The sequence below is a fragment of the Paucibacter sp. JuS9 genome (assembly GCF_044043925.2).
Lineage (GTDB): Bacteria > Pseudomonadota > Gammaproteobacteria > Burkholderiales > Burkholderiaceae_C > JAUASW01.
This window is the reverse complement of record NZ_CP194172.1, coordinates 3,832,244-3,857,480: the sequence shown is the minus strand read 5'-3', so window position 1 is coordinate 3,857,480 and position 25,237 is coordinate 3,832,244. Positions and strand designations below refer to the sequence as shown.

General features: G+C 60.8%; 35 protein-coding genes. 34 read left to right on the top strand and 1 reads right to left on the bottom strand.

Annotated elements, in window-relative coordinates:
• Nucleotides 1–17: 17 nt before the first annotated feature.
• Entirely contained in the window at nucleotides 18–4,235 is a 4,218-nt protein-coding gene (gene rpoC / locus ABT392_RS17210) for a DNA-directed RNA polymerase subunit beta' (protein WP_334279890.1), read from the top strand.
• Nucleotides 4,236–4,295: 60 nt separating this feature from the next.
• Here rpoC and ABT392_RS17205 read toward each other — a convergent pair whose 3' ends face one another.
• Entirely contained in the window at nucleotides 4,296–4,775 is a 480-nt protein-coding gene (locus ABT392_RS17205) for a putative toxin-antitoxin system toxin component, PIN family (protein ID WP_395385131.1), read from the bottom strand.
• Between the two features lie 236 nt (nucleotides 4,776–5,011).
• On the opposite strand from ABT392_RS17205, the gene rpsL reads away from it, so the two are divergent.
• From rpsL to rplQ, 33 genes are all read left to right on the top strand, one after another.
• Entirely contained in the window at nucleotides 5,012–5,386 is a 375-nt protein-coding gene (gene rpsL / locus ABT392_RS17200) for a 30S ribosomal protein S12 (RefSeq protein ID WP_282824742.1), read from the top strand.
• A 168-nt stretch (nucleotides 5,387–5,554) separates the two neighbouring features.
• The gene (rpsG, locus tag ABT392_RS17195; RefSeq protein ID WP_056194782.1) at nucleotides 5,555–6,025 is read left to right on the top strand and encodes a 30S ribosomal protein S7; all 471 of its coding nucleotides are present in this window, start codon (nucleotides 5,555–5,557) and stop codon (nucleotides 6,023–6,025) included.
• 69 nt (nucleotides 6,026–6,094) lie between these two features.
• Nucleotides 6,095–8,197, top strand: coding sequence for an elongation factor G (fusA, locus tag ABT392_RS17190; protein WP_395385133.1), 2,103 nt, complete (start codon nucleotides 6,095–6,097; stop codon nucleotides 8,195–8,197).
• Nucleotides 8,198–8,402: 205 nt separating this feature from the next.
• Complete coding sequence (tuf, locus tag ABT392_RS17185; RefSeq protein ID WP_395385130.1) at nucleotides 8,403–9,593, top strand: elongation factor Tu; 1,191 nt, start codon at nucleotides 8,403–8,405, stop codon at nucleotides 9,591–9,593.
• 97 nt (nucleotides 9,594–9,690) lie between these two features.
• A complete protein-coding gene (rpsJ, locus tag ABT392_RS17180) occupies nucleotides 9,691–10,002 on the top strand; it encodes a 30S ribosomal protein S10 (RefSeq protein ID WP_173121442.1) in 312 nt (103 codons plus the stop codon).
• Between the two features lie 281 nt (nucleotides 10,003–10,283).
• Nucleotides 10,284–10,955: a 50S ribosomal protein L3 gene (rplC, locus tag ABT392_RS17175; RefSeq protein WP_334278449.1), complete on the top strand. Its 672-nt coding sequence runs from the start codon at nucleotides 10,284–10,286 to the stop codon at nucleotides 10,953–10,955.
• Nucleotides 10,955–11,575, top strand: coding sequence for a 50S ribosomal protein L4 (gene rplD / locus ABT392_RS17170; protein WP_282824732.1), 621 nt, complete (start codon nucleotides 10,955–10,957; stop codon nucleotides 11,573–11,575). Before rplC ends, rplD begins: the two co-directional genes overlap by 1 nt.
• Nucleotides 11,572–11,886: a 50S ribosomal protein L23 gene (rplW, locus tag ABT392_RS17165; protein WP_334278448.1), complete on the top strand. Its 315-nt coding sequence runs from the start codon at nucleotides 11,572–11,574 to the stop codon at nucleotides 11,884–11,886. The genes rplD and rplW overlap by 4 nt, the downstream gene beginning before the upstream one ends.
• Nucleotides 11,886–12,710: a 50S ribosomal protein L2 gene (gene rplB, locus ABT392_RS17160; protein WP_282824728.1), complete on the top strand. Its 825-nt coding sequence runs from the start codon at nucleotides 11,886–11,888 to the stop codon at nucleotides 12,708–12,710. The genes rplW and rplB overlap by 1 nt, the downstream gene beginning before the upstream one ends.
• Nucleotides 12,711–12,720: 10 nt before the next feature.
• Nucleotides 12,721–12,999 (top strand): 30S ribosomal protein S19, encoded by a 279-nt coding sequence (gene rpsS / locus ABT392_RS17155; protein ID WP_282824726.1) that lies wholly within the window; start codon nucleotides 12,721–12,723, stop codon nucleotides 12,997–12,999.
• A gap of 11 nt (nucleotides 13,000–13,010) precedes the next feature.
• On the top strand, nucleotides 13,011–13,340 hold the full coding sequence (gene rplV, locus ABT392_RS17150; protein ID WP_334278447.1) for a 50S ribosomal protein L22: 330 nt from the start codon (nucleotides 13,011–13,013) through the stop codon (nucleotides 13,338–13,340).
• A gap of 14 nt (nucleotides 13,341–13,354) precedes the next feature.
• Nucleotides 13,355–14,215, top strand: coding sequence for a 30S ribosomal protein S3 (rpsC, locus tag ABT392_RS17145; protein WP_282824722.1), 861 nt, complete (start codon nucleotides 13,355–13,357; stop codon nucleotides 14,213–14,215).
• A 2-nt stretch (nucleotides 14,216–14,217) separates the two neighbouring features.
• Nucleotides 14,218–14,634, top strand: coding sequence for a 50S ribosomal protein L16 (gene rplP / locus ABT392_RS17140; RefSeq protein ID WP_334278446.1), 417 nt, complete (start codon nucleotides 14,218–14,220; stop codon nucleotides 14,632–14,634).
• A 14-nt stretch (nucleotides 14,635–14,648) separates the two neighbouring features.
• Nucleotides 14,649–14,846: a 50S ribosomal protein L29 gene (gene rpmC / locus ABT392_RS17135; protein WP_334278445.1), complete on the top strand. Its 198-nt coding sequence runs from the start codon at nucleotides 14,649–14,651 to the stop codon at nucleotides 14,844–14,846.
• On the top strand, nucleotides 14,846–15,115 hold the full coding sequence (gene rpsQ, locus ABT392_RS17130) for a 30S ribosomal protein S17 (RefSeq protein WP_334278444.1): 270 nt from the start codon (nucleotides 14,846–14,848) through the stop codon (nucleotides 15,113–15,115). Before rpmC ends, rpsQ begins: the two co-directional genes overlap by 1 nt.
• Nucleotides 15,116–15,248: 133 nt before the next feature.
• A complete protein-coding gene (locus ABT392_RS17125) occupies nucleotides 15,249–15,758 on the top strand; it encodes a peroxiredoxin (RefSeq protein ID WP_334278443.1) in 510 nt (169 codons plus the stop codon).
• A 245-nt stretch (nucleotides 15,759–16,003) separates the two neighbouring features.
• On the top strand, nucleotides 16,004–16,372 hold the full coding sequence (rplN, locus tag ABT392_RS17120) for a 50S ribosomal protein L14 (RefSeq protein ID WP_088286487.1): 369 nt from the start codon (nucleotides 16,004–16,006) through the stop codon (nucleotides 16,370–16,372).
• Between the two features lie 26 nt (nucleotides 16,373–16,398).
• Nucleotides 16,399–16,716 (top strand): 50S ribosomal protein L24, encoded by a 318-nt coding sequence (gene rplX / locus ABT392_RS17115; protein WP_334278442.1) that lies wholly within the window; start codon nucleotides 16,399–16,401, stop codon nucleotides 16,714–16,716.
• Between the two features lie 10 nt (nucleotides 16,717–16,726).
• Nucleotides 16,727–17,266: a 50S ribosomal protein L5 gene (gene rplE, locus ABT392_RS17110; RefSeq protein ID WP_334278441.1), complete on the top strand. Its 540-nt coding sequence runs from the start codon at nucleotides 16,727–16,729 to the stop codon at nucleotides 17,264–17,266.
• An 8-nt stretch (nucleotides 17,267–17,274) separates the two neighbouring features.
• Nucleotides 17,275–17,580, top strand: coding sequence for a 30S ribosomal protein S14 (rpsN, locus tag ABT392_RS17105; protein WP_282824708.1), 306 nt, complete (start codon nucleotides 17,275–17,277; stop codon nucleotides 17,578–17,580).
• Nucleotides 17,581–17,604: 24 nt separating this feature from the next.
• Nucleotides 17,605–18,000 carry a 30S ribosomal protein S8 gene (rpsH, locus tag ABT392_RS17100; RefSeq protein WP_282824706.1) on the top strand — a complete coding sequence of 132 codons (396 nt, stop codon included), beginning with the start codon at nucleotides 17,605–17,607 and terminating at the stop codon, nucleotides 17,998–18,000.
• 18 nt (nucleotides 18,001–18,018) lie between these two features.
• Nucleotides 18,019–18,552, top strand: coding sequence for a 50S ribosomal protein L6 (gene rplF / locus ABT392_RS17095; RefSeq protein WP_334278439.1), 534 nt, complete (start codon nucleotides 18,019–18,021; stop codon nucleotides 18,550–18,552).
• Between the two features lie 11 nt (nucleotides 18,553–18,563).
• Nucleotides 18,564–18,929, top strand: a complete 366-nt coding sequence (gene rplR, locus ABT392_RS17090; RefSeq protein ID WP_334278438.1) for a 50S ribosomal protein L18 — start codon at nucleotides 18,564–18,566, stop codon at nucleotides 18,927–18,929.
• A gap of 18 nt (nucleotides 18,930–18,947) precedes the next feature.
• Nucleotides 18,948–19,466 carry a 30S ribosomal protein S5 gene (rpsE, locus tag ABT392_RS17085; RefSeq protein WP_334278437.1) on the top strand — a complete coding sequence of 173 codons (519 nt, stop codon included), beginning with the start codon at nucleotides 18,948–18,950 and terminating at the stop codon, nucleotides 19,464–19,466.
• A gap of 25 nt (nucleotides 19,467–19,491) precedes the next feature.
• Entirely contained in the window at nucleotides 19,492–19,674 is a 183-nt protein-coding gene (gene rpmD, locus ABT392_RS17080) for a 50S ribosomal protein L30 (protein ID WP_282824699.1), read from the top strand.
• 28 nt (nucleotides 19,675–19,702) lie between these two features.
• The gene (gene rplO, locus ABT392_RS17075; protein WP_334278436.1) at nucleotides 19,703–20,137 is read left to right on the top strand and encodes a 50S ribosomal protein L15; all 435 of its coding nucleotides are present in this window, start codon (nucleotides 19,703–19,705) and stop codon (nucleotides 20,135–20,137) included.
• Nucleotides 20,138–20,157: 20 nt separating this feature from the next.
• On the top strand, nucleotides 20,158–21,471 hold the full coding sequence (secY, locus tag ABT392_RS17070) for a preprotein translocase subunit SecY (protein WP_334278435.1): 1,314 nt from the start codon (nucleotides 20,158–20,160) through the stop codon (nucleotides 21,469–21,471).
• A gap of 170 nt (nucleotides 21,472–21,641) precedes the next feature.
• Nucleotides 21,642–21,755, top strand: coding sequence for a 50S ribosomal protein L36 (gene rpmJ / locus ABT392_RS17065; protein WP_077036445.1), 114 nt, complete (start codon nucleotides 21,642–21,644; stop codon nucleotides 21,753–21,755).
• Between the two features lie 34 nt (nucleotides 21,756–21,789).
• Nucleotides 21,790–22,155, top strand: a complete 366-nt coding sequence (gene rpsM, locus ABT392_RS17060) for a 30S ribosomal protein S13 (protein ID WP_334278434.1) — start codon at nucleotides 21,790–21,792, stop codon at nucleotides 22,153–22,155.
• A 29-nt stretch (nucleotides 22,156–22,184) separates the two neighbouring features.
• The gene (rpsK, locus tag ABT392_RS17055) at nucleotides 22,185–22,589 is read left to right on the top strand and encodes a 30S ribosomal protein S11 (RefSeq protein WP_056194196.1); all 405 of its coding nucleotides are present in this window, start codon (nucleotides 22,185–22,187) and stop codon (nucleotides 22,587–22,589) included.
• Nucleotides 22,590–22,807: 218 nt separating this feature from the next.
• Nucleotides 22,808–23,431: a 30S ribosomal protein S4 gene (rpsD, locus tag ABT392_RS17050; RefSeq protein WP_282824688.1), complete on the top strand. Its 624-nt coding sequence runs from the start codon at nucleotides 22,808–22,810 to the stop codon at nucleotides 23,429–23,431.
• A gap of 133 nt (nucleotides 23,432–23,564) precedes the next feature.
• A complete protein-coding gene (locus ABT392_RS17045; protein ID WP_334278433.1) occupies nucleotides 23,565–24,554 on the top strand; it encodes a DNA-directed RNA polymerase subunit alpha in 990 nt (329 codons plus the stop codon).
• Nucleotides 24,555–24,746: 192 nt separating this feature from the next.
• On the top strand, nucleotides 24,747–25,136 hold the full coding sequence (rplQ, locus tag ABT392_RS17040; protein ID WP_282824684.1) for a 50S ribosomal protein L17: 390 nt from the start codon (nucleotides 24,747–24,749) through the stop codon (nucleotides 25,134–25,136).
• The last annotated feature ends 101 nt before the right edge of the window (nucleotides 25,137–25,237 follow it).

Sequence of the window (25,237 nt, the reverse complement as noted above, 5' to 3'; positions counted from 1 at the left end):
AGGAACAGGAGAGACACATGAAAGGTTTGCTGGACCTGTTCAAGCAATTCACGCCCGACGAGCACTTCGACGCGATCAAAATCGGGCTCGCATCGCCCGAGAAGATCCGTTCGTGGTCCTTCGGCGAAGTGAAGAAGCCCGAGACCATCAACTACCGGACTTTCAAGCCCGAGCGTGATGGCCTGTTCTGCGCCAAGATCTTCGGCCCGATCAAGGACTACGAGTGCCTGTGCGGCAAGTACAAGCGCCTGAAGCATCGTGGCGTGATCTGCGAGAAGTGCGGCGTCGAAGTCACCCAGACCAAGGTTCGTCGTGAGCGCATGGGTCACATCGACCTGGCCGCTCCCTGCGCGCACATCTGGTTCCTGAAGTCGCTTCCCAGCCGTCTGGGCCTGGTGCTCGACATGACGCTGCGCGACATCGAACGCGTGCTGTACTTCGAAGCCTACGTCGTTGTCGATTCGGGCATGACGCCGCTGAAGAAGTTCTCGATCATGACCGAGGACGACTACGACGCGAAGCGCATCGAGTACGGTGACGAGTTCATCGCGCTGATGGGTGCCGAAGGCGTCAAGAAGTTGCTGGAAGATATGGATCTCGATGTCGAGATCGATCGCCTGCGCAACGACATGACCGGCTCGGAACTCAAGGTCAAGAAGAATTCCAAGCGCCTCAAGGTGATGGAAGCCTTCAAGCGTTCGGGCATCAAGCCGAACTGGATGGTGCTGGACGTGCTGCCCGTGCTGCCGCCGGACCTGCGTCCGCTGGTGCCTCTGGATGGTGGCCGCTTCGCGACCTCTGACCTGAACGACCTGTATCGCCGCGTCATCAATCGCAACAACCGTCTGGCTCGTCTGCTGGAGTTGAAGGCCCCTGAAATCATCGTGCGCAACGAAAAGCGCATGCTGCAGGAAGCCGTCGACTCGCTGCTGGACAACGGCCGTCGTGGCAAGGCCATGACCGGTGCGAACAAGCGTGCCCTCAAGTCGCTGGCCGACATGATCAAGGGCAAGAGCGGTCGCTTCCGTCAGAACTTGCTTGGCAAGCGCGTCGACTACTCGGGTCGTTCGGTCATTACCGTCGGCCCGACGCTGAAGCTGCACCAGTGCGGTCTTCCGAAGCTGATGGCGCTCGAGCTGTTCAAGCCCTTCATCTTCTCGCGCCTCGAAGCCATGGGCATCGCGACGACGATCAAGGCCGCAAAGAAGGAAGTCGAATCCGGCACGCCGGTGGTCTGGGACATCCTGGAAGAGGTCATCAAGGAGCATCCGGTTCTCTTGAACCGCGCACCGACGCTGCACCGTCTGGGCATCCAGGCTTTCGAGCCGGTGCTGATTGAAGGCAAGGCCATCCAGCTGCATCCGCTGGTCTGCGCCGCCTTCAACGCCGACTTCGACGGTGACCAGATGGCCGTTCACGTCCCGCTGTCGATCGAAGCGCAGATGGAAGCCCGCACGCTGATGCTGGCCTCCAACAACGTGCTGTTCCCGGCTTCGGGTGAACCGTCCATCGTCCCGTCGCAAGACGTGGTGCTGGGCCTTTACTACGCCACCCGTGACCGCATCAACGCCAAGGGCGAAGGCCTGATCTTCTCGGACGTCAGCGAAATGCTGCGCGCCCTGGAGAACGGTGCTGTTGAAATCACGGCCAAGATCTCGGTCCGTCTGACCGAGTACAGCAAGGGTGCCGATGGTGAATGGGTACCGGAAACCAAGCTGGTCGACACAACCGTTGGTCGTGCGTTGCTGAGCGAGATCCTGCCCAAGGGCCTGCCGTTCTCGAACATCAACAAGGCGTTGAAGAAGAAGGAAATCTCGCGCCTGATCAACACGTCCTTCCGCAAGTGCGGCCTGAAGGAAACCGTGGTGCTGGCCGACAAGCTGCTGCAAAGCGGCTTCAAGCTTGCAACACGCGCCGGCATCTCGATCGCCATCGACGACATGCTGGTTCCGAAGCAGAAGGTTGAGCTGATCGCCCGCGCCGAAGCGGAAGTCAAGGAAATCGAGCAGCAGTACGTCTCGGGCCTGGTGACCGCCGGCGAACGCTACAACAAGGTCGTGGACATCTGGGGCAAGACCGGCGACGAAGTCGGCAAGGTCATGATGAGCCAGCTGTCCAAGCAGAAGACCATCGACCGTCACGGCAAGGAAGTGGATCAGGAGTCTTTCAACTCCATCTACATGATGGCCGACTCCGGTGCCCGCGGTAGCGCGGCCCAGATTCGCCAGCTGTCCGGCATGCGGGGCCTGATGGCCAAGCCTGACGGCTCGATCATCGAGACGCCGATCACGGCGAACTTCCGCGAAGGCCTGAACGTTCTGCAGTACTTCATCTCCACCCACGGTGCTCGTAAGGGCCTGGCGGATACGGCGCTGAAGACCGCGAACTCGGGCTACCTGACCCGCCGTCTGGTGGACGTGACCCAGGATCTGGTCGTCACCGAGGTCGACTGCGGCACCGACAACGGCATCGCCATGCGCGCGCTGGTTGAAGGTGGTGAAGTCATCGAGTCCCTGCGTGACCGCGTGCTGGGTCGTGTTGCTGCCATCGACGTGCTGCATCCCGAGACGCAAGTCGTCGTGCTGGAAGCCGGCAAGATGCTGGACGAAGACACGCTGGACATGCTGGAGCAAGCCGGCGTCGACGAGATCAAGGCCCGCACCCCGCTGACCTGCGCCACGCGCTTCGGCCTCTGCGCCAAGTGCTATGGCCGCGATCTGGGTCGTGGTGGCCTGGTGAATACCGGTGAGGCCGTGGGCGTGATCGCTGCACAGTCGATCGGTGAGCCGGGCACCCAGCTGACCATGCGTACCTTCCACATCGGTGGTGCGGCATCGCGTGCAGCCGTGGCCTCGAGCGTCGAAGCCAAGTCGGACGGCATCATCGGCTTCAATGCCACGATGCGCTACGTGACCAACGGCAAGGGCGAGTTGGTGGTGATTTCGCGTTCCGGCGAAATCATCATTGCCGACCAGCACGGTCGTGAGCGCGAGCGTCACAAGGTGCCGTACGGTGCGATCCTGTCGATCAAGATCGACCAGACCATCAAGGCTGGCACCATCTTGGCCAACTGGGACCCGCTGACGCGCCCGATCATTACCGAGTTCGCCGGTCAGGCGAAGTTCGAGAACGTCGAAGAAGGCGTGACCGTGGCCAAGCAGGTCGACGAAGTGACCGGTCTGTCCACCCTGGTGGTGATCGATCCGAAGCGTCGTGGTGCTGCCAAGGTCATCCGTCCTCAGGTCAAGCTGCTCGATTCGAACGGCAACGAAGTCAAGATTCCCGGTACCGATCACTCGGTGAACATCGCCTTCCAGGTCGGCTCGCTGATCCAGGTGCGCGATGGCCAGGAACTGGCGCCGGGCGAAGTGCTGGCACGTATCCCGGTTGAAGGCCAGAAGACTCGAGACATTACCGGCGGTCTGCCGCGCGTGGCCGAGCTGTTCGAAGCCCGTTCGCCCAAGGATGTGGGCGTGCTGGCCGAGCAGACCGGTACCGTGTCCTTCGGCAAGGAGACCAAGGGCAAGGTTCGCCTGGAAATCACCGACCCCGATGGCAAGAAGCACGAAGAGCTGGTGCCCAAGGAAAAGAACATCCTGGTGCACGAAGGCCAGGTGGTCAACCGCGGCGAATTGATTGTGGACGGCTCTGCCGACCCGCAAGACATCCTGCGTCTCCTGGGTATCGAAGAGCTGGCCCGCTACATCGTTGACGAAGTGCAGGACGTGTACCGCTTGCAGGGCGTGAAGATCAACGACAAGCACATCGAGGTGATCGTTCGCCAGATGCTGCGTCGCGTGCAGATCACGAACTCGGGCGACTCGCGCTACATCGTCGGTGAGCAGGTCGAGCGTTCGGAACTGCTGGACACCAACGACCGCCTGCGTGCCGAAGGCAAGCTGATCGCCACGCATGCCGACGTGCTGCTGGGTATCACCAAGGCTTCGCTGTCGACCGACTCCTTCATCTCGGCCGCTTCCTTCCAGGAAACGACCCGCGTGCTTACCGAGGCTGCCATCATGGGCAAGCGCGACGAGCTGCGCGGCTTGAAGGAAAACGTCATCGTGGGTCGCCTGATACCCGCCGGTACCGGCATGGCCTTCCACCTGGCCCGCAAGGCCAAGGAAGAAATGGACGACGCCGAGCGCCGCTCCATCGCCATGCAGGAAGCCGAGGAACTGGCTGCTGCACAGATGTCCAGCATCGATGCGCCGGGCGAGGGTGCGGCCGAGTAATCGCGCCAGGCTCTTCAGCCACAAGGGCTGCCGCACCCCCGGGTCGGCAGCCCTTTTTCTTTAAGGCGGCGCTTCGAGTTGGGCCTTGATCCACAGCTCCGGTTTCTGGATCGTCAGGCCGCAGAGCTTGTTCGCCCGCCTGGCAAGCGCCAGCACGGCGCGGTCCCGTGAAATCAGCCAGCGTGCACCGGCGGACACTGCCAGGTCGATAAACATCTGGTCGTCCGGATCCCGGCAGGCCAGTCGCAGGTCTTTTGGCGGCGCCGGCTCGATTGAGCGGCACCAATGGGCGAAGGCATCCTCGATGGCTGTCAGGTCGGGCTTTCGCTCGGCCGCCACACCTCGGCCCAGCACGTGAAGCAGCTCAGCTTTCATGTCTGGTGTGCCAATCCAGGCAACTTGGCCGCTCTGGACGGCCTCGACCAGCGGCGCAATCGAGGGCTCGCGAAACACCAGCCAGTCCATGATGACCTGGGTGTCGATGACGATTTGCGGTGGATTCATTGGCAGCGCAGCATAGCCTCCGGCCTTGTTCTCCATGGCAACTCAAGCACCCCTTGTGCGGAAAACCCTGACTGGTCTACAATCGCCGGCTCTCCAGCAGGCTTTGCTGCGCCTACGCGCGTCGGTTTTCTGGAAACTTCGACGCACTGCGCTCCGGCGTGGTGCGTTTGCTCGTTTCCAAAACATGGCGACATTCGGTGGCGCAGCCCGGTTTGCGGCCGTTGTGGCCGTCGCTGCTGGGGGGTGTGACTTCAAACGGGAACAAGTTACTTATGCCAACTATCAATCAGCTCGTGCGCCAAGGCCGTCAGGCCGAGGTCACGAAATCCAAGTCGCCGGCGATGCAGGACTGCCCGCAGCGCCGCGGCGTTTGCACCCGCGTGTACACCACGACGCCGAAGAAGCCGAATTCGGCTCTGCGTAAGGTTGCCAAGGTGCGCCTGACCAACGGTTTCGAGGTCATCTCGTACATCGGCGGTGAAGGCCACAACCTGCAAGAGCACAGCGTCGTGCTGGTGCGCGGCGGCCGGGTCAAGGACTTGCCCGGTGTGCGTTACCACATCGTGCGCGGTTCGCTCGACCTGCAGGGCGTCAAGGATCGCAAGCAGTCGCGTTCCAAGTACGGCGCGAAGCGCCCGAAGAAGTAATCAATAAAGAGCTTGTCATGGCCAGCCTTTGAGCTGAGCCGGATGTTTAGCGGTTGTGTGACCCGTTGAAGGGCGCAGCAACCGAGTAAGTGAATGGCCCCAGTGTCGGTGGTCGTTCAACGGTGAAGGGCTCAGCCCCGAACCAACTGAAGCAAGAGGAAGATTCCCATGCCACGTCGTCGCGAAGTACCCAAGCGCGAAATCCTGCCTGACCCCAAGTTCGGTAGCGTTGATCTGTCCAAGTTCATGAACGTCATCATGGAATCGGGCAAGAAGGCCGTTGCAGAGCGCATCATTTACGGTGCCCTGGAACAAGTCGAAAAGAAGATCGGCAAGGATCCGCTGGAAGTGTTCATGGTCGCCCTGAACAACGTCAAGCCGATGGTTGAAGTGAAGTCCCGCCGCGTCGGCGGTGCGAACTACCAAGTTCCCGTGGAAGTTCGCCCCGTCCGTCGCATGGCTCTGGCTATGCGCTGGCTGAAGGAATCCGCCCGCAAGCGTGGCGAGAAGTCGATGGCACAGCGTCTGGCCAATGAGCTGCTGGAGGCCGCTGAAGGCCGTGGCGGCGCGATGAAGAAGCGCGACGAAGTTCACCGCATGGCTGAAGCCAACAAGGCTTTCTCGCACTTCCGCTTCTAAACTAGACCCCTTCGGCCGCCTCGGGTTTTTACCAACCCGATGGCGGCTCACTGCATTTGGAGCAATACCATGGCCCGCAAGACCCCCATCGAGCGCTACCGCAATATCGGTATCTCTGCGCACATCGATGCTGGCAAGACCACCACGACCGAACGTATCCTGTTTTACACGGGCGTGAACCACAAGATCGGTGAAGTGCATGATGGCGCGGCCACCATGGACTGGATGGAGCAGGAGCAAGAGCGTGGCATCACGATCACGTCCGCTGCCACGACCTGCTTCTGGAAGGGCATGGACCTGGCCCGCCCCGAGCACCGCATCAACATCATCGACACCCCCGGACACGTTGACTTCACCATTGAAGTTGAGCGCTCGATGCGCGTCCTGGACGGTGCCTGCATGGTGTACTGCGCCGTGGGCGGCGTGCAGCCGCAGTCGGAAACCGTCTGGCGCCAAGCCAACAAGTACAAGGTGCCGCGTCTGGCCTTTGTGAACAAGATGGACCGTACCGGTGCCAACTTCTACAAGGTCGTTGACCAGATGAAGCTGCGCCTGAAGGCAAACCCGGTGCCTATCGTTCTGCCGATCGGCGCCGAAGAAAACTTCAAGGGCGTGATCGACCTGATCAAGATGAAGGCCATCTTCTGGGACGAGGCATCGCAGGGCATGAAGTTCGACTACCGCGACATCCCGGCTGAAATGCTGGCTGATGCGCAAAAGTGGCGCGACAACATGGTCGAAGCGGCCGCAGAGTCTAGCGAAGACATGATGAACAAGTACCTCGAGTCGGGCGAACTGACCGAGGAAGACATTGTTCAGGGCATCCGTACGCGCACCATCGCCGCTGAAATCCAGCCGATGTTCTGCGGCACGGCCTTCAAGAACAAGGGCGTGCAGCGCATGCTGGACGGCGTGATTGACTTCATGCCGTCGCCGATCGACGTCCCGCCGGTTCCCGGCACCGACGAAGACGACCAGCCGACCACCCGCGACGCTTCGGACACGGCCAAGTTCTCGGCCCTGGCTTTCAAGCTGATGACGGACCCGTATGTGGGCCAGCTGACCTTCGTGCGCGTCTATTCGGGCGTGCTGAAGTCGGGCGACTCGGTGTTCAACCCGATCCGCGGCAAGAAGGAACGTATCGGCCGTATTCTGCAGATGCACGCCAACCAGCGTGAAGAAATCTCGGAAATTCTGGCTGGCGACATCGCTGCCTGCGTGGGCCTGAAGGACGTGACGACCGGCGAAACGCTTTGCGATCCGGAATCGATCATCACCCTCGAAAAGATGGTGTTCCCGGAGCCGGTGATCTCGCAGGCCGTCGAGCCCAAGACCAAGGCTGACCAGGAAAAGATGGGTATCGCCCTGGGCCGCCTGGCCAAGGAAGATCCTTCGTTCCGCCTGCGTACCGACGAAGAATCGGGCCAGACCATCATTTCCGGAATGGGCGAGCTCCATCTGGAAATCATTGTCGACCGCATGAAGCGCGAATTCGGCGTGGAAGCCAACGTCGGCAAGCCGCAAGTGGCCTACCGCGAAACCATCCGCAAGTCGGCCACTGACGTGGAAGGCAAGTTCGTGCGTCAGTCGGGCGGTAAGGGCCAGTACGGCCATGTGGTGCTGACCGTCGAACCGCAAGAAGCCGGCAAGGGCTTCGAGTTCGTCGACGCGATCAAGGGTGGTGTGGTTCCTCGCGAATTCATCCCCGCGGTCGAGAAGGGCATCATCGACAGCCTGCCGAACGGCGTGCTGGCCGGCTTCCCGGTCGTGGATGTGAAGGTCACGCTGACCTTCGGTTCGTACCACGAAGTCGACTCGAACGAAAACGCGTTCAAGATGGCGGCCTCGATGGGCTTCAAGGAAGGCTGCCGCAAGGCTTCGCCGGTGATCCTGGAGCCGATGATGGCCGTGGAAGTCGAAACGCCGGAAGACTATGCTGGTAACGTGATGGGCGACCTGTCCAGCCGTCGTGGCATGGTGCAGGGCATGGACGACATGGTCGGCGGCGGCAAGGTCATCAAGGCCGAGGTTCCGCTGTCGGAAATGTTCGGCTACTCGACGACCCTGCGCTCGATGTCGCAAGGTCGTGCCACGTACACGATGGAGTTCAAGCACTACAGCGAAGCTCCGAAGAACGTGGCTGACGCCATCATCACCGCTCGCGGCAAGTAAGAAAGACCACCCCGAGGCGCTTGACGCGCCTCCCCCTCAAGGGGGCGCACCGGGTGGCCTGGCAAAGCCAGTTCCACCGGTGCCGCTGGGGAAGACAAGATTCGTCTTCATCGAAGTTCTCCCGTTTGCCAGTCGGCGGGAATCAAGTGCTCGATGGAAACGCTAAACCAACAGACTGGCGCATGCTCTTTTCTGGAGATTTGAAATGGCAAAAGGTAAATTCGAACGGACCAAGCCGCACGTCAATGTGGGCACGATCGGTCACGTTGACCACGGCAAGACCACGCTGACGGCTGCAATCGCCACGGTGCTGTCGAAGAAGTTCGGCGGCGAGGCCAAGGCCTACGACCAGATCGACGCGGCTCCTGAAGAAAAGGCCCGTGGTATCACGATCAACACCGCGCACGTCGAGTACGAAACGGCCAACCGCCACTACGCTCACGTTGACTGCCCGGGCCACGCTGACTATGTGAAGAACATGATCACGGGCGCGGCACAGATGGACGGCGCGATCCTGGTGTGCTCGGCCGCTGACGGCCCGATGCCCCAGACGCGCGAGCACATCCTGCTGGCTCGCCAAGTGGGCGTGAAGTACATCATCGTGTTCCTGAACAAGTGCGACATGGTGGACGACGCCGAGCTGCTGGAGCTGGTCGAAATGGAAGTGCGCGAGCTGCTGTCCAAGTACGACTTCCCGGGCGACGACACCCCGATCATCAAGGGTTCGGCCAAGCTGGCGCTGGAAGGCGACACGGGCGACCTGGGCGAGCAAGCCATCATGCGTCTGGCCGATGCGCTGGACACGTACATCCCCCAGCCGGACCGCGCCATTGACGGCACGTTCCTGCTGCCGGTGGAAGACGTGTTCTCGATCTCGGGTCGCGGCACGGTGGTGACGGGTCGCGTGGAGCGCGGCATCGTCAAGGTTGGCGAGGAAATCGAAATCGTCGGTATCCGCGACGTGCAGAAGACCACCGTCACGGGCGTGGAAATGTTCCGCAAGCTGCTGGACCAAGGTCAAGCAGGCGACAACGTGGGTATCCTGCTGCGCGGCACCAAGCGTGAAGACGTCGAGCGTGGCCAAGTGCTGGCCAAGCCGGGTTCGATCAAGCCGCACACGCACTTCACGGCCGAGATCTATGTCCTGAGCAAGGAAGAAGGCGGCCGTCACACGCCGTTCTTCAACAACTACCGCCCCCAGTTCTACTTCCGCACGACGGACGTGACGGGTGCTGTTGAGCTGCCCAAGGACAAGGAAATGGTCATGCCTGGCGACAACGTCAGCATCACCGTGAAGCTGATCGCTCCGATCGCCATGGAAACCGGTCTGCGCTTCGCTATCCGCGAAGGTGGCCGTACCGTCGGTTCGGGCGTGGTCGCTACGATCATTGCCTAATTTTTGCGTGACTGGTCAGGGCTGCCTTGGCAGCCCCGGCCTCACAAAACTCGCGGCAAGACAGCAAGTTGAGCCGCACGTTCTTTAAGGAATAGTCATGCAAAAGCAAAAGATCCGCATCCGCCTGAAGGCCTTCGACTACAAGCTGATCGACCAGTCGGCTCTGGAAATCGTGGAAACCGCCAAGCGCACCGGCGCCATCGTCAAGGGCCCGGTGCCCCTGCCGACGCGCATGCAGCGTTTCGACATCCTGCGTTCGCCGCACGTCAACAAGACCTCGCGCGACCAGTTCGAAATCCGTACGCACCAGCGCCTGATGGACATCGTTGATCCCACCGACAAGACGGTTGACGCGCTGATGAAGCTCGACCTGCCGGCTGGCGTGGACGTCGAAATCAAGCTGCAGTAATCACTGCAGTCAAATCTGGCGGGTGCCGCAAGGCGCCTCGCCGGCGAAAAAGGGCAATCGCAAGATTGCCCTTTCTTTTGCCGGATGCGGCGCAGCGGCTTGCGGGAACCCTAGGGTTCACGCTATACTCGCCAGCTTTCCCGCGTGGGCTCTTGGCCTGCGCGGTTTTGTCGCATCGCTTTGAGGGGCGCAAGCCTTGATGTGCGGTGCAATCTGGCAGCCCGGCCAATCGATGTCGGGTTTGTTTAAACAGGCTCTCGCAAGAGGGCTGGAGAAAAACCATGAGTCTTAGCAATCGTCTCGGATTGCTGGGCCGCAAGGTGGGCATGATGCGCATCTTCACGGACGACGGCGACGCCGTTCCTGTGACGGTGCTGGATGTGTCCAACAACCGCGTGACCCAGGTCAAGACCGAAGAGACTGACGGCTACAGCGCCATTCAAGTGGCGTTCGGTACGCGCAAAGCATCGCGCGTCACCAAGCCGGAAGCTGGCCACCTCGCCAAGGCGGGTGTTGAAGCCGGCGAAATCCTGAAGGAATTCCGCGTCGCTGCTGATGTGGCTGCCGAGTACAAGCCGGGCGCTCAAGTGCCTGTGTCCTTGTTCGCAGTGGGCCAGGTCGTTGACGTGCAGGGCACTTCGATTGGTAAGGGCTTTGCCGGCACCATCAAGCGTCACAACTTCAGCTCGCAGCGCGCTTCGCACGGTAATAGCCGTTCGCACAACGTTCCTGGCTCCATCTCGATGGCGCAGGATCCTGGTCGCGTGTTCCCCGGCAAGAAGATGACGGGTCACATGGGCGACGAAACCGTGACGACGCAGAACCTGGACATCGTGCGCGTTGACGAAGCTCGTCAACTGCTGCTGGTCCGCGGTGCTGTGCCTGGCTCGAAGAATGGCCATGTGGTCGTTCGTCCTGCCGTCAAGGTCAAGGTCAAGAAGGGAGCCAACTGATGCAGCTCGAGCTCCTGAACGAGCAAGGTCAGGCCACCTCCAAGGTGGACGCTCCTGACACCGTGTTTGCTCGCGATTACAACGAAGCCCTGGTGCACCAGGTGGTCGTGGCCTTCCAGGCTAACGCCCGCCAAGGTACGCGTGCCCAGAAGGACCGTGAACAAGTCCATCACTCGACGAAGAAGCCGTTCCGCCAAAAGGGTACGGGTCGTGCGCGTGCTGGTATGACGTCCTCGCCGCTGTGGCGTGGGGGTGGTCGGATTTTCCCGAACATGCCCGACGAAAACTTCACGCACAAGCTGAACAAGAAGATGTACCGCGCCGGTATGGCCGCCATCCTCTCGCAGCTGGCTCGCGAAGGCCGCCTGGCCGTGGTGGATTCGATTGCACTCGAAGCCCCCAAGACCAAGCTGCTGGCAGCCAAGTTCAAGGCCATGGGCCTGGACTCGGTGATGCTGATCGCTGACGAAGTGGACGACAACCTGGCGCTGGCTTCGCGCAACCTGGCCAATGTGCTGGTTTGCGAGCCGCGTTACGCCGATCCGCTGTCCCTGGTTCACTACAAGAAGGTGCTGGTGACCAAGGCCGCGATGGAGCAACTCAAGGAGATGCTGGCATGAGCGCTGTGAAATATTCTGAAGGCCGTCTGGCCTCGGTGCTGCTGGCCCCCATCGTTTCCGAGAAGGCCACGGCAATCGCCGAAAAGAACAACCAGGTGCTGTTCAAGGTCCTGCGCGACGCCACCAAGCCCGAAATCAAGGCCGCTGTTGAACTGATGTTCAAGGTCGAGGTTGAGGCTGTGAACGTGGTGAATGTGAAGGGCAAGACGAAGCGCTTTGGTGGCCGTGCTGGCCGTCGCGACCACGTCAAGAAGGCGTATGTGTCGTTGAAGGCGGGCCAAGAGCTCAACTTCTCCGGGGAGGCTGCGTAATGGCCGTCGTTAAAGTCAAGCCAACCTCGCCCGGCCGCCGCGCCGTCGTGAAGGTGGTGCACAAGCATCTGCACAAGGGTGCGCCCCACGCAGCTTTGCTTGAGCCGCAAATCCAGAATTCTGGCCGTAACAACAACGGTCACATCACGATTCGCCACAAGGGCGGTGGTCACAAGCACCACTACCGCGTGGTCGACTTCAAGCGCAACAAGGACGGTATTCCGGCCAAGGTTGAGACGATTGAATACGACCCGAACCGCACGGCTCACATCGCTCTGGTGTGCTATGCCGACGGTGAGCGTCGCTATGTGATCGCCCCGCGTGGTCTGGAAGTCGGTGCGACGATCTTGAGCGGCGCTGAAGCCCCGATCAAGGCCGGCAACACGCTGCCGATCCGCAACATCCCGGTGGGTTCGACCATCCATTGCATTGAACTGCTGCCTGGCAAGGGCGCGCAGATCATTCGCTCGGCTGGTACGTCTGCTGTGCTGATGGCCCGTGAAGGCACCTACGCTCAGGTCCGCCTGCGTTCAGGTGAAGTCCGTCGCATCCACATCGACTGCCGCGCCACGATTGGCGAGGTCTCCAACGAAGAGCACAGCCTGCGCCAGTACGGCAAGGCCGGCGCGATCCGCTGGAAGGGTATCCGCCCGACCGTTCGCGGTGTGGCAATGAACCCGGTGGATCACCCGCACGGTGGTGGTGAAGGTCGTACCGGTGAAGGCCAGGCGCCTGTGTCGCCGTGGAACACCCTCACGAAGGGCTACCGCACTCGTAACAACAAGCGCACGCAGACGTTCATCGTTTCGCGTCGCAAGAAGTAAAGGGTAGGCCATGACTCGTTCACTGAAGAAGGGCCCGTTCGTTGACGGCCACCTGTTGGCCAAGGTCGACAAGGCGGTTGCCAACAAGGACAAGAAGCCCATCAAGACCTGGTCGCGTCGCTCGACGATCCTGCCCGAGTTCATCGGTCTGACGATCGCTGTGCACAACGGCAAGCAGCACGTGCCGGTTTATGTGTCGGACCAGATGGTCGGCCACAAGCTGGGTGAATTCGCACTGACCCGCACCTTCAAAGGCCATCCGGCCGACAAGAAGGCCGGGAAGAAGTAAGGATGCCAACGATGGAAACCAAAGCAATCGTTCGCGGTGTTCGCCTCTCGTGTGACAAGGGCCGCCTCGTGGCGGACATGATCCGCGGCAAGAAGGTGGACCAAGCGCTGAACATCCTGGAATTCACCCAGAAGAAGGCGGCCCTGATCATCAAGAAGGCGCTGGAAAGCGCCATCGCCAACGCCGAGCACAACGACGGCGCTGACATCGATGAGCTCAAGGTCACCTCGATCTATGTGGAGCAAGGTGCCACGCTGAAGCGCTTCTCTGCCCGTGCCAAGGGCCGCGGCAATCGCATCAGCAAGCCCACGTGCCACATTTTCGTCTCGGTCGGTAACTGAGGCTAAGGAAGACTATGGGACAAAAAATCCACCCAACCGGCTTCCGCCTGCCCGTCACCCGTAACTGGGCGTCGCGCTGGTACGCGAACAACCAGAACTTCGCCACGATGCTGGCCGAAGATCTGCGCGTCCGTGAGTACCTCAAGGCCAAGCTGAAGAATGCCGCCGTCTCGCGCATCCTGATCGAGCGCCCCGCCAAGAACGCCCGCATCACCATTTACTCGGCTCGTCCGGGCGTGGTGATCGGCAAGAAGGGCGAAGACATTGAAAGCCTGAAGGCCGAACTGACCAAGCGTCTGGGCGTGCCGGTGGCAGTGAACATCGAAGAAGTGCGCAAGCCTGAAATCGATGCTCAGCTGATCGCCGACTCGATCACCCAGCAGTTGGAAAAGCGCATCATGTTCCGCCGCGCGATGAAGCGTGCGATGCAGAACGCGATGCGTCTGGGCGCCCAAGGCATCAAGATCATGTCTGCCGGTCGTCTGAACGGCATCGAAATCGCTCGTACCGAGTGGTATCGCGAAGGCCGTGTGCCCCTGCACACCCTGCGTGCTGACATCGACTACGGCACCTCGGAAGCCAAGACCACCTACGGCGTCATCGGCGTCAAGGTCTGGGTCTATCGTGGCGACCGTCTGGCCAATGGCGATGCTCCGGTGATCAACACGCCGGCTGGCGCTGAAGATGACCGTCGTCCGCGTCGCAACACCCGTCCGGGTGCCCCGACCGGCCGTGGCCGTCCGGGTGGCGATCGTGGTCCGCGTGATGGTGCTGCACCGGCTGCTGAAGCCGCTGCCGGCGATGCCAAGCCCGCTGCCAAGCGTGTGGTGCGCAAGCCCGCCGCTCCGGCTGCTGGCGAGGCCAAAGGAGAATAACAATGCTGCAACCAGCTCGTCGCAAATACCGCAAAGAGCAAAAGGGTCGTAACACTGGTGTTGCTACCCGCGGCGCTGCCGTGTCTTTCGGCGATTTCGGCCTGAAGGCAACTGAACGTGGCCGTCTGACGGCCCGTCAGATCGAAGCTGCACGTCGTGCGATCTCGCGCCACATCAAGCGCGGTGGTCGTATCTTCATCCGCATCTTCCCGGACAAGCCGATCTCGCAGAAGCCTGCCGAAGTCCGTATGGGTAACGGTAAGGGCAATCCTGAGTACTACGTCGCTGAAATTCAGCCTGGCAAGGTGCTCTACGAAGTCAACGGTGTGCCGGAAGTCCTGGCTCGCGAAGCGTTCACGCTGGCTGCTGCAAAGCTGCCCCTGCGTTGCACCTTCGTGGCTCGCCAGGTCGGTACCTGATTGGAGAGAACACCATGAAAGCATCTGAACTGCGTGGCAAGGACGTCGCTGCCCTCGAAAAGGAAGTGACCGACCTGCTCAAGGCCCATTTCGGCCTGCGCATGCAAAAGGCAACTCAACAGCTCACGAACCACTCGGTGCTGGGCAAGACTCGTCGCGACATCGCTCGCGTCAAGACTGTCCTGGCCCAGAAGAAGAAGGGAGCCGTGTGATGACGCAAGCTCAAGAAAAGAACACGCGCACCCTGGTGGGTCGTGTGGTCAGCGACAAGCGCGACAAGACCATCACGGTTCTGGTCGAGCGTCGTTCCAAGCATGAGCTGTACGGCAAGATCGTCGCTCACTCGCGCAAGTACCACGCCCATGATGAAAAGGGCGAGTACAAGATGGGTGATGTCGTCGAGATCGCCGAAGGCCGTCCGCTGTCCAAGACCAAGAGCTGGGTCGTGACCCGCCTGGTCGAGAAGGCTCAGCTGGTCTGATCGCGCTGAAGACGTGATTGCCGCGGGGCCGCGTGCCCCGCGCTGATCTGGAGGCCGGGTCGCTGTCACGCAGCGCTCCGGCCTTTCTCATTCATTGATTCCCATTGACCGAAGTACAGGAAGGAGACCTCCCATGCTGAAGATTGGTGACCGCGTGCCCGCAGGCACGCTGCAGGAATTCATCGAAGTCGAAGGCGAAGGCTGCTCGATCGGCCCGAACAGCTTCGACATCGAGAAGGCGACCGCCGGTAAGAAGATCGCCGTTTTCGCCCTGCCGGGTGCCTTCACCCCGACCTGCTCGGCCCAGCATGTGCCTGGCTATGTGCAGAACTACGACGCGCTGCGCGCAGCCGGCGTTGATGAAATCTGGTGCATCTCGGTCAATGACGCCTTCGTCATGGGCGCCTGGGGCCGCGACCAGAAGACCGGGGGCAAGGTTCGCATGATGGCCGACGGCAGTGCCGACTTTGCCAAGGCAACCGGCCTGACGCTGGACCTGACAGCCAAGGGGCTGGGTTTGCGCTCGCAGCGCTACTCCATGCTGCTGGTCGATGGCGTGGTCAAGACGCTGAATGTGGAAGGTCCAGGCAAGTTCGAGGTCAGCGACGCTGCCACGATGCTGGCCCAGGCCAAGGCCGCCTGAACACGGCCACCTGAAGGCCCTCGAGAGAGATTTCAGGATTGCGCGCCCGAAGCGCTTGACAGTGGTTCGGGTAATCGCGCATAATGCAAAGCTTCGCCGAACGTCAGGCGCATTTAGCAATGCGTCTTGGCCTCGGATCCGCCCATAACCGCCGGGCGCAGCCAGCAGGCTGCAATCGGTCCACGGGCCCAAGACTGACCACTGAAGTCGCCGTGCGGCTGACGTGGGAAAAGTTGGGGATAGACATGATTCAAATGCAATCGCGACTCGACGTCGCGGATAACACTGGCGCCAAGTCCGTCATGTGCATCAAGGTGCTTGGCGGTTCCAAGCGTCGTTATGCCGGCATTGGCGACATCATCAAGGTCAGCATCAAAGAAGCTGCTCCGCGTGGTCGCGTCAAGAAGGGCGAGGTCTACAGCGCTGTGGTCGTTCGTACCGCCAAGGGCGTGCGTCGCCAAGACGGTTCGCTGGTCAAGTTCGATGGCAATGCTGCCGTCCTGCTGAACGCCAAGCTCGAGCCGATCGGCACCCGCATCTTTGGCCCCGTGACGCGTGAACTGCGTACCGAGCGCTTCATGAAGATCGTGTCGCTGGCGCCTGAGGTCCTTTAAGGCCTCGTCAAGTCAAAGGTATTGCCATGAACAAGATTCGTAAAGGCGACGAGGTCATCGTGTTGACCGGCCGCGACAAGGGCAAGCGCGGCACTGTGTCGCAGCGTGTCGATGATGCACACCTCGTGGTGGATGGCATCAATGTCGTCAAGAAGCACGTCAAGCCCAACCCCATGAAGGGCACCACCGGCGGCGTGGTCGACAAGACGATGCCGATCCATCAATCCAACGTGGCGATTTTTAACGCTGCATCCGGCAAGGCCGATCGCGTGGGCATCAAGCTCCTCGCCGATGGCAAGAAGGTGCGCGTTTTCAAGTCGACCGGCGAAGAGATCAAGGCTTAAGAGGTCCGACATGGCTCGTTTGCAAGCGATTTACCGCGAAAAAGTTGTGCCAGGCCTCGTTGAGAAGTTTGGCTACAAGTCGATCATGGAAGTGCCGCGCATCACCAAGATTACGCTCAACATGGGCGTGAGCGAGGCTGTTGCGGACAAGAAGGTCATGGACCATGCGGTCAGCGACCTGACCAAGATTGCCGGCCAGAAGCCTGTGGTCACGAAGTCGAAGAAGGCTATCGCCGGCTTCAAGATTCGTGACAACGTGCCGATCGGCTGCATGGTCACGCTGCGTGGCGTTCAGATGTACGAATTCCTGGACCGTTTTGTCACCATCGCGCTGCCGCGCGTTCGTGACTTCCGCGGTATCTCGGGTCGTTCGTTTGACGGCCGCGGCAACTACAACATCGGCGTCAAAGAACAGATCATCTTCCCCGAAATCGAATACGACAAGGTGGATGCTCTGCGTGGTCTGAATATCAGCATCACGACGTCGGCCAAGACGGATGACGAAGCCAAGGCTCTGCTGGCTGCGTTCAAGTTTCCGTTCAAGAACTGAGGTGCCCGATGGCAAAACTCTCTATCAAGCAACGTGAACTGAAGCGCGAACAGTTGGTCGCCAAGTACGCCAAGAAGTATGCGGAACTGAAGGCCATCATCAACGACTTCAAGAAGTCGGAAGAAGAGCGCTACGCCGCCCGCCTGGAGCTGCAGAAGCTGCCCCGCAACGCCTACCCGACTCGCCTGCGCAATCGCTGCGAGTTGACCGGTCGTCCGCGCGGTACGTTCCGCAAGTTCGGTTTGGCCCGTAACAAGATTCGTGAGCTGGCCTTCAAGGGCGACATCCCCGGTGTCGTCAAGGCCAGCTGGTAATCGGCAGGTTTAGGAGATTTTCATATGAGCATGAGTGATCCTATCGCCGATATGCTGACTCGCATTCGCAACGCACAAAGCGTTGAGAAGACCAGCGTCGTGATGCCTTCGTCCAAGTTGAAGGTTGCGATCGCCAAGGTCCTCAAGGATGAGGGTTACATCGACGGCTTCGCACTGCGCGGTGACGCAGCTCGCCCCGAGCTGGAAATTGCGTTGAAGTATTACGCCGGTCGCCCGGTGATCGAGCGTATCGAACGCGTGAGCCGTCCCGGCCTGCGCATCTACAAGGGCCGCCACGACATCCCTCAGGTCATGAATGGCCTGGGTGTGGCGATCGTCACCACGCCGCAAGGTGTGATGACCGACCGCAAAGCACGTCAAGCCGGTATCGGCGGCGAAGTGCTCTGCTACGTCGCTTAAGCGCAAGGAGAGACGACAATGTCCCGCGTTGGAAAAATGCCGGTGGCCGTCCCGCAAGGTGTGGACGTGACCATCAACGCTGACCAGATCAGCGTCAAGGGCACCCTGGGCACGCTGACCCGTCCGGTCAATGCCCTGGTGACCGTGAAGAACGAAGGCGGCAAGCTGACGTTCACGCCGAACAACGAAACGGCTGAAGCCGATGCCATGAGTGGCACGGTGCGCGCACTGGTGGCCAATATGGTCACCGGCGTGAGCAAGGGCTTCGAGCGCAAGCTGAACCTGGTTGGCGTGGGCTTCCGTGCCCAAGCCCAAGGTCAGAAGCTGAACCTGCAAATCGGTTTCTCTCACCCTGTGGTGAAGGACATGCCGGCTGGCATCAAGGTTGAGTGCGCTACGCAGACCGAAATCCTGATCAAGGGTGCGGACCGCCAAGTGGTGGGCCAGATCGCCGCAGAAGTGCGCGCCTTCCGGCCGCCGGAGCCCTACAAGGGCAAGGGCATCCGCTATTCCGACGAGAAGGTCTCTCTCAAAGAGACCAAGAAGAAGTAAGGAGCAGCGACATGATGACCAAGAAAGAACAGCGCATCCGTCGTTCGCGCCAAACCCGCGTCCGCATTGCCATTCAGCAAGTTGCACGCCTGACGGTGTTCCGCTCGAACCTGCACATCTACGCCAGCGTCATTTCCGACGACGGCGCCCGTGTGCTGGCGAGCGCGTCGACCGCCGAGAAGGAAGTTCGCACTGCGCTGGGCGCCGACGGCAAGGGTGGCAATGTTGCCGCCGCTGTGCTGATCGGCAAGCGTATCGCCGAGAAGGCGAAGGCTGCTGGCATCGAGAAGGTTGCCTTCGACCGTGCAGGTTTCGCCTACCACGGCCGTATCAAGGCTCTGGCCGACGCAGCCCGCGAAGCTGGCCTGCAGTTCTGACGCACAAAGGATTTAGAAATGGCAAAGTTTCAACCCCGCGCGCAGGCTGAAGGCAACGACGACGGCCTGAAGGAAAAGATGATCGCGGTCAACCGCGTCACCAAGGTGGTGAAGGGCGGCCGTACGCTGTCGTTCGCAGCACTGACGGTGGTCGGTGACGGCGACGGCCGCATCGGCATGGGCAAGGGCAAGGCGAAGGAAGTTCCGGTCGCCGTGCAGAAGGCCATGGAATCGGCCCGTCGCAACATGGTCAAGGTGAACCTGCGCAACGGCACGATCCACCACAACGTGACCGGCCAGCATGGCGCCGCCCGCGTCATGATGATCCCGGCTGCAAACGGTACCGGCGTGATCGCCGGCGGCCCGATGCGCGCCGTCTTCGAAGTGATGGGCGTGACCGACATCGTGACCAAGAGCCACGGTTCGACCAACCCGTACAACATGGTCCGCGCCACGCTGGACGCGCTGAAGCGCTCCACCACGGCATCGGAAGTCGCCGCCAAGCGCGGTAAGTCGGTCGAAGACATCGTCGGCTGATTCACCAGTTCTGGAGAGACTCAACATGTCTGACAAGAAAACCGTGACGGTCAAGCTCGTCCGCAGCCCCATCGGCACCCGTGCATCGCACCGTGCCACCGTGGCTGGCCTGGGCCTGCGCAAGCTGAACAGCACCAGCGTGTTGGAAGACACGCCGGCAGTGCGCGGCATGATCAACAAGATCGCCTACCTCGTTCAAGTGCTGTAAGCGCCTGAACAGAACAGAGGATTAGAAGATGCAACTCAATACCATCAAGCCTGCCGCTGGTGCCAAGCACGCCAAGCGTCGCGTGGGCCGTGGCATTGGCTCCGGTCTCGGCAAGACTGCCGGTCGTGGTCACAAGGGTCAAAAGTCGCGCGCCGGTGGCTACCACAAGGTGGGCTTCGAAGGCGGCCAGATGCCCCTGCAGCGTCGCCTGCCCAAGCGTGGCTTCAAGTCGCTGGCTCGTCCGTTCAACGCTGAGATCAACCTGAGTGATCTGCAAGCGCTGGCCGGCGAAGAAATCGACCTGCTGACGCTGAAGGCCGTGGGCCTGGTTCCCGAACTGACCAAGAACGTCAAGGTCATCCTGTCGGGTTCCATCAGCCGCAAGGTCACGCTCAAGGGCGTGCTTGCTACGGCAGGTGCCAAGGCTGCCATCGAAGCCGCTGGCGGCTCGGTCGTCGTCTGAAGCGCTAGGAACTAGGCACAGTGGCTACCACCAACGCAAACCAACTGGCCAAGAGCGGCAAGTTCGGCGACCTGCGTCGCCGCCTTGTGTTCCTGCTGCTGGCTCTGGTTGTGTACCGCATCGGGGCGCATATCCCCGTGCCCGGTATCGACCCGGTTCAGCTGCAGCAGTTCTTCAAGGGTCAGGAAGGTGGCATCCTGAGCCTGTTCAATATGTTCTCGGGCGGTGCGCTGTCGCGCTTTACCGTCTTCGCGCTGGGCATCACGCCCTACATCTCGGCCTCCATCGTCATCCAGTTGATGGGTTATGTGGTGCCGAGCCTGGAAGCGCTGAAGAAGGAAGGCGAAGCAGGCCGTCGCAAGACTACGCAGTACACGCGCTACGCCACCTTGGGCCTGGCCATCTTCCAATCGCTGAGCATTGCGCTGGCGCTTGAAAGTTCGGCTGGCCTGGTGATCAGCCCGGGCTTCGGTTTCCGCCTGACCGCGGTTTCCAGCCTGGTAGCCGGCACGATGTTTCTGATGTGGCTGGGTGAGCAGATTACCGAACGTGGTCTGGGCAACGGGATCTCGATCCTGATCTTCAGCGGTATCGCTGCAGGTCTGCCGGGTGCGATTGGTGGTCTGGCCGAGTTGGTTCGTACGGGCTCGATGGGCGCTGTGTCCTTCCTGTTCGTCTGTGCCATCGTCGTCGCCGTGACCTATCTGGTGGTGTTCGTCGAGCGCGGTCAGCGCAAGATCTTGGTGAACTACGCCAAGCGCCAGGTGGGCAACAAGGTGTACGGCGGTCAAAGCTCGCACCTGCCACTGAAGCTGAACATGTCGGGCGTGATCCCGCCGATCTTCGCGTCGTCGATCATCCTGCTGCCGACCACGGTGGTGAGCTGGTTCGCGACGGGTGACAGCCTTCGTTGGCTGAAGGACATCGCCGACATGCTGCGTCCTGGACAGCCGATCTACGTGCTGTTCTACGCTGCTGCGATTGTGTTCTTCTGCTTCTTCTACACGGCGCTGGTATTCAACAGCCGTGAGACAGCAGACAACCTGAAGAAGAGTGGCGCGTTCATCCCAGGCATCCGCCCGGGTGAGCAGACTGCGAAGCATATTGACAAGATCTTGTCGCGCTTGACGATGGCTGGTGCCATCTACATCACGGCAGTGTGCTTGTTGCCGGAGTTCTTGAATCTCAAGTACAACGTGCCGTTCTACTTCGGTGGAACCTCGCTGTTGATCATCGTGGTTGTCACGATGGACTTCTGGTCGCAAGTTCAGTCTTACGTGATGAGTCAGCAGTATGAATCGCTGCTGAAGAAGGCCAACTTCAAGGCTGGTTGAGTCAGGTTGAAATTGAAAGGTGTCGTTCTTCGACAAGTCGCCCGCAAAGGTGGCCTTGGAACTGGCACCGTACGATTGAGTCGTGCTCGCATCGTGTTCCGGGCGAAGTGAGTGAATATTTGTCCCCGGACGCGCTTTAGAGCGATATTGAGTAGGTCAAGGAGCAGACCATGAAAGTTTCGGCATCCGTCAAGGCAATGTGCCGCAATTGCAAAGTCATCCGTCGCAAGGGTGTGGTGCGTGTGATCTGTACAGATCCCCGCCACAAACAGCGCCAAGGCTGATTGCTGCACGACACGAGCGAATTAGAGGACGCACATGGCACGTATTGCTGGTATCAACATTCCGCCGCAAAAGCACACTGAGATCGGTCTGACCTCGATCTACGGCATTGGCCGTACGACCGCACAGAAGATCTGCAACTCTTGCGGTATCCCGTTCGACAAGAAGGTCAAGGACCTCACTGACGCCGATCTGGAAAAGATCCGTGAAGAAGTGGGCCGCATGACCATCGAAGGCGATCTGCGCCGTGAGATGTCGATCAACATCAAGCGCCTGATGGACCTCGGCTGCTACCGCGGTTTCCGTCACCGCCGTGGCCTGCCGATGCGCGGTCAGCGCACCCGCACGAACGCTCGTACCCGTAAAGGCCCGCGCAAGTCGGCCGCCACGGGCAAGAAGTGATCCTGCGGCAGCATTGAAAGAAAGACATCATGGCAAAAGCACCCAATAACTCGGCTGCCCAGCGCGTCCGCAAGAAGGTCCGCAAGAACGTTGCAGACGGTATTGCGCACGTTCACGCGTCGTTCAACAACACCATCATCACCATCACCGACCGTCAAGGCGGCGCCCTGTCGTGGGCTTCGTCGGGTGGTCAGGGCTTCAAGGGCTCGCGCAAGTCGACGCCTTTCGCTGCCCAGGTGGCTGCTGAAGTCGCAGGTCGCGCTGCTCAGGAGCAGGGCATCAAGAACCTGGACGTCAAGATCAAGGGCCCAGGCCCGGGTCGCGAATCGTCGGTGCGTGCTCTGGCCGCACTGGGCATCCGCATCAACTCGATCTCTGACGTGACGCCGGTGCCGCACAACGGCTGCCGTCCGCAGAAGCGTCGTCGCATCTAAGGCCATTTGGCCCCTGATGCGCTTGATGGCATAATCGCGCGTTTTCCCGCGCCGGCGGGCACGAAAGTGCCGCGCCGGCCGTTTTGCTGAAGTCTGCGGTCATCTTCCATGGATACCCTGGCTTCGATAAGCCCACCGTCTGAGCCGATAAAAACACTGGCCAGACTCGCGCAGGCACCCGACGGGGTCTTGCGTCAGATTGAACAAGGACACTCAAAGTGGCACGCTACCTCGGCCCCAAGGCCAAACTTTCCCGCCGCGAAGGCACCGACCTGTTCCTGAAGAGCGCCCGTCGCTCCATCGCGGACAAGGCCAAGTTCGACTCCAAGCCTGGCCAGCACGGCCGCACTTCGGGTCAGCGCACCTCTGACTTCGGTCTGCAACTGCGTGAAAAGCAGAAGGTCAAGCGCATGTATGGCGTGCTGGAGCGCCAGTTCCGCCGCTACTTCGCTGAAGCCGAGCGCCGCAAGGGTTCGACCGGCGTCAACCTGCTGACGCTGCTGGAATCGCGCCTGGACAACGTCGTTTATCGCATGGGCTTCGGCTCGACCCGCGCAGAAGCCCGTCAGCTGGTTTCGCACAAGGGCATCACCGTGAACGGTGAAGTCGTGAACATCGCGTCCTACCTGGTCAAGGCTGGTGACACCGTTGCCGTGCGTGAAAAGGCCAAGAAGCAGCTGCGCATCATCGACGCGTTCAAGTTGGCCGACTCCATCGGTCTGCCGGCCTGGGTTCAGGTCGACGGCACGAAGCTGGAAGGCATCTTCAAGAAGACGCCTGACCGCGACGAGTTCGGCGCCGAGATCAACGAGTCGCTGATCGTTGAGTTGTACTCGCGTTAAGCAACCCGTACTGGCCGGCGGTGCCCTGGAGGGCACGGCCGGCTTTTCATCGTCCGCGTCGGCTACCGCTGCGGACGGTTGGTCCCTCAGCCTTATCGGTGTAACGAACCGAGGGTATTGAAAGAAAGACCTCATGCAAACAAATCTGCTCAAGCCCAAATCCATCAATGTCGAGCCTCTGGGTGGCCACCGCGCCAAGGTCACGCTCGAGCCGTTTGAACGCGGCTATGGCCACACCCTGGGCAATGCCCTGCGCCGGGTGCTGCTGTCCTCGATGGTGGGTTATGCGCCGACGGAAGTGACGATCGCAGGCGTCCTGCACGAGTACTCGGCCATCGACGGTGTGCAAGAAGACGTGGTTCACATCATGCTGAACCTCAAGGGCGTGGTTTTCCGTCTGCACAACCGTGAAGAAGTGACCCTGGTCCTGCGCAAGGAAGGCGACGGCCCGGTCACGGCAGCCGACATCCAGACTCCGCACGACGTCGAGATCATCAATCCCGAGCACGTCATCGCCCACCTGTCGCAAGGCGGCAAGCTGGACATGCAGATCAAGGTCGAGAAGGGCCGCGGCTACGTGCCCGGCACGATGCGCCGTTATGGCGACGAGCCGACCAAGAGCATTGGCCGCATCGTCCTGGACGCTTCGTTCTCGCCGGTCCGCCGCGTCAGCTACGCCGTCGAGAACGCCCGAGTCGAGCAGCGTACCGACCTGGACAAGCTGGTCATGGAAATCGAAACCAACGGCGCCATCTCGCCTGAGGAAGCGATCCGTGCTTCGGCCAAGATCCTGGTTGAACAGCTTGCTGTGTTCGCACAACTGCAAGGTACCGATCTGGTCGATGCTTTCGATCAGCCGGCTCAGCGTTCGAGCAGCTTCGATCCGATCCTGCTGCGTCCTGTGGACGAGCTGGAACTGACCGTGCGTTCGGCCAACTGCCTGAAGGCCGAGAACATCTATTACATCGGTGACCTGATCCAGCGCACCGAGACCGAGCTGCTGAAGACCCCGAACCTGGGTCGCAAGTCGCTCAACGAAATCAAGGAAGTGCTGGCTTCGCGCGGCCTGACCTTGGGTGCGCGTCTCGAGAACTGGCCTCCGCAAGGTCTCGACAAGCGGTAATTTGAACCACCCCCGAGGCGCTTGACGCGCCTCCCCCTCAAGGGGGCGCACCCAGTGGCCCGGCAAAGCCGGTTCCACGGGTGCTGCTGGGGAAGACAGAGTTTTTTGAAAGAGGGTGGCTTTGTTTGCCACCCGGTGCCCCCGGGCAGTACCTGATACGGCTGCTGGGACTAATTTAGAAAGGAAAGCACCATGCGTCACCGTAACGGCCTCCGTAAGCTGAACCGTACCTCCGAACACCGCAAGGCGATGCTGCGCAATATGTGCAACTCGCTGCTGCAGCACGAAGCCATCAAGACCACGGTCCCCAAGGCCAAGGAACTGCGTCGCGTTGTCGAGCCCCTGATCACCCTGGCCAAGGAACCTACGCTGGCGAACCGCCGCCTGGCTTTCGACCGCCTGCGTGACCGCGACATCGTCACCAAGCTGTTCAACGAACTGGGCCCGCGTTTCAAGGCTCGTCCGGGCGGCTACACCCGCATCCTCAAGATGGGCTTCCGCGTTGGCGACAATGCACCGATGGCCTTTGTTGAGCTGGTCGACCGCGCCGAAGGCGAAACCGCCGGCGAAGCCGTCGAGTAAATGCAGAACTTGGTGGGCTTCGGTCCGCTGTGAGTTCAAAGAGAGAAGCCAGCCGCGTGCTGGCTTTTTTTCGTCCGTAGGTTTCACAAGTGCGCCCGTGA

Coding starts and splice junctions, on each gene's coding strand:
- rpsC (WP_282824722.1), top strand. CDS start 13,355: ATGGGACAAAAAATCCACCCAACCGGCTTCCGCCTGCCCGTCACCCGT.
- rpsL (WP_282824742.1), top strand. CDS start 5,012: ATGCCAACTATCAATCAGCTCGTGCGCCAAGGCCGTCAGGCCGAGGTC.
- rpmJ (WP_077036445.1), top strand. CDS start 21,642: ATGAAAGTTTCGGCATCCGTCAAGGCAATGTGCCGCAATTGCAAAGTC.
- rplR (WP_334278438.1), top strand. CDS start 18,564: ATGATGACCAAGAAAGAACAGCGCATCCGTCGTTCGCGCCAAACCCGC.
- rplQ (WP_282824684.1), top strand. CDS start 24,747: ATGCGTCACCGTAACGGCCTCCGTAAGCTGAACCGTACCTCCGAACAC.
- rpsN (WP_282824708.1), top strand. CDS start 17,275: ATGGCAAAACTCTCTATCAAGCAACGTGAACTGAAGCGCGAACAGTTG.
- rplE (WP_334278441.1), top strand. CDS start 16,727: ATGGCTCGTTTGCAAGCGATTTACCGCGAAAAAGTTGTGCCAGGCCTC.
- rplB (WP_282824728.1), top strand. CDS start 11,886: ATGGCCGTCGTTAAAGTCAAGCCAACCTCGCCCGGCCGCCGCGCCGTC.
- ABT392_RS17205 (WP_395385131.1), bottom strand. CDS start 4,775: ATGGAGAACAAGGCCGGAGGCTATGCTGCGCTGCCAATGAATCCACCG.
- tuf (WP_395385130.1), top strand. CDS start 8,403: ATGGCAAAAGGTAAATTCGAACGGACCAAGCCGCACGTCAATGTGGGC.
- ABT392_RS17125 (WP_334278443.1), top strand. CDS start 15,249: ATGCTGAAGATTGGTGACCGCGTGCCCGCAGGCACGCTGCAGGAATTC.
- rpsQ (WP_334278444.1), top strand. CDS start 14,846: ATGACGCAAGCTCAAGAAAAGAACACGCGCACCCTGGTGGGTCGTGTG.
- rplC (WP_334278449.1), top strand. CDS start 10,284: ATGAGTCTTAGCAATCGTCTCGGATTGCTGGGCCGCAAGGTGGGCATG.
- rpmD (WP_282824699.1), top strand. CDS start 19,492: ATGTCTGACAAGAAAACCGTGACGGTCAAGCTCGTCCGCAGCCCCATC.
- rpsJ (WP_173121442.1), top strand. CDS start 9,691: ATGCAAAAGCAAAAGATCCGCATCCGCCTGAAGGCCTTCGACTACAAG.
- fusA (WP_395385133.1), top strand. CDS start 6,095: ATGGCCCGCAAGACCCCCATCGAGCGCTACCGCAATATCGGTATCTCT.
- rpsK (WP_056194196.1), top strand. CDS start 22,185: ATGGCAAAAGCACCCAATAACTCGGCTGCCCAGCGCGTCCGCAAGAAG.
- rpsM (WP_334278434.1), top strand. CDS start 21,790: ATGGCACGTATTGCTGGTATCAACATTCCGCCGCAAAAGCACACTGAG.
- rplX (WP_334278442.1), top strand. CDS start 16,399: ATGAACAAGATTCGTAAAGGCGACGAGGTCATCGTGTTGACCGGCCGC.
- rpsS (WP_282824726.1), top strand. CDS start 12,721: ATGACTCGTTCACTGAAGAAGGGCCCGTTCGTTGACGGCCACCTGTTG.
- rpsG (WP_056194782.1), top strand. CDS start 5,555: ATGCCACGTCGTCGCGAAGTACCCAAGCGCGAAATCCTGCCTGACCCC.
- rplP (WP_334278446.1), top strand. CDS start 14,218: ATGCTGCAACCAGCTCGTCGCAAATACCGCAAAGAGCAAAAGGGTCGT.
- rplV (WP_334278447.1), top strand. CDS start 13,011: ATGGAAACCAAAGCAATCGTTCGCGGTGTTCGCCTCTCGTGTGACAAG.
- rplW (WP_334278448.1), top strand. CDS start 11,572: ATGAGCGCTGTGAAATATTCTGAAGGCCGTCTGGCCTCGGTGCTGCTG.
- rplF (WP_334278439.1), top strand. CDS start 18,019: ATGTCCCGCGTTGGAAAAATGCCGGTGGCCGTCCCGCAAGGTGTGGAC.
- rplN (WP_088286487.1), top strand. CDS start 16,004: ATGATTCAAATGCAATCGCGACTCGACGTCGCGGATAACACTGGCGCC.
- rpoC (WP_334279890.1), top strand. CDS start 18: ATGAAAGGTTTGCTGGACCTGTTCAAGCAATTCACGCCCGACGAGCAC.
- rpsE (WP_334278437.1), top strand. CDS start 18,948: ATGGCAAAGTTTCAACCCCGCGCGCAGGCTGAAGGCAACGACGACGGC.
- rplO (WP_334278436.1), top strand. CDS start 19,703: ATGCAACTCAATACCATCAAGCCTGCCGCTGGTGCCAAGCACGCCAAG.
- rplD (WP_282824732.1), top strand. CDS start 10,955: ATGCAGCTCGAGCTCCTGAACGAGCAAGGTCAGGCCACCTCCAAGGTG.
- rpsH (WP_282824706.1), top strand. CDS start 17,605: ATGAGCATGAGTGATCCTATCGCCGATATGCTGACTCGCATTCGCAAC.
- ABT392_RS17045 (WP_334278433.1), top strand. CDS start 23,565: ATGCAAACAAATCTGCTCAAGCCCAAATCCATCAATGTCGAGCCTCTG.
- rpmC (WP_334278445.1), top strand. CDS start 14,649: ATGAAAGCATCTGAACTGCGTGGCAAGGACGTCGCTGCCCTCGAAAAG.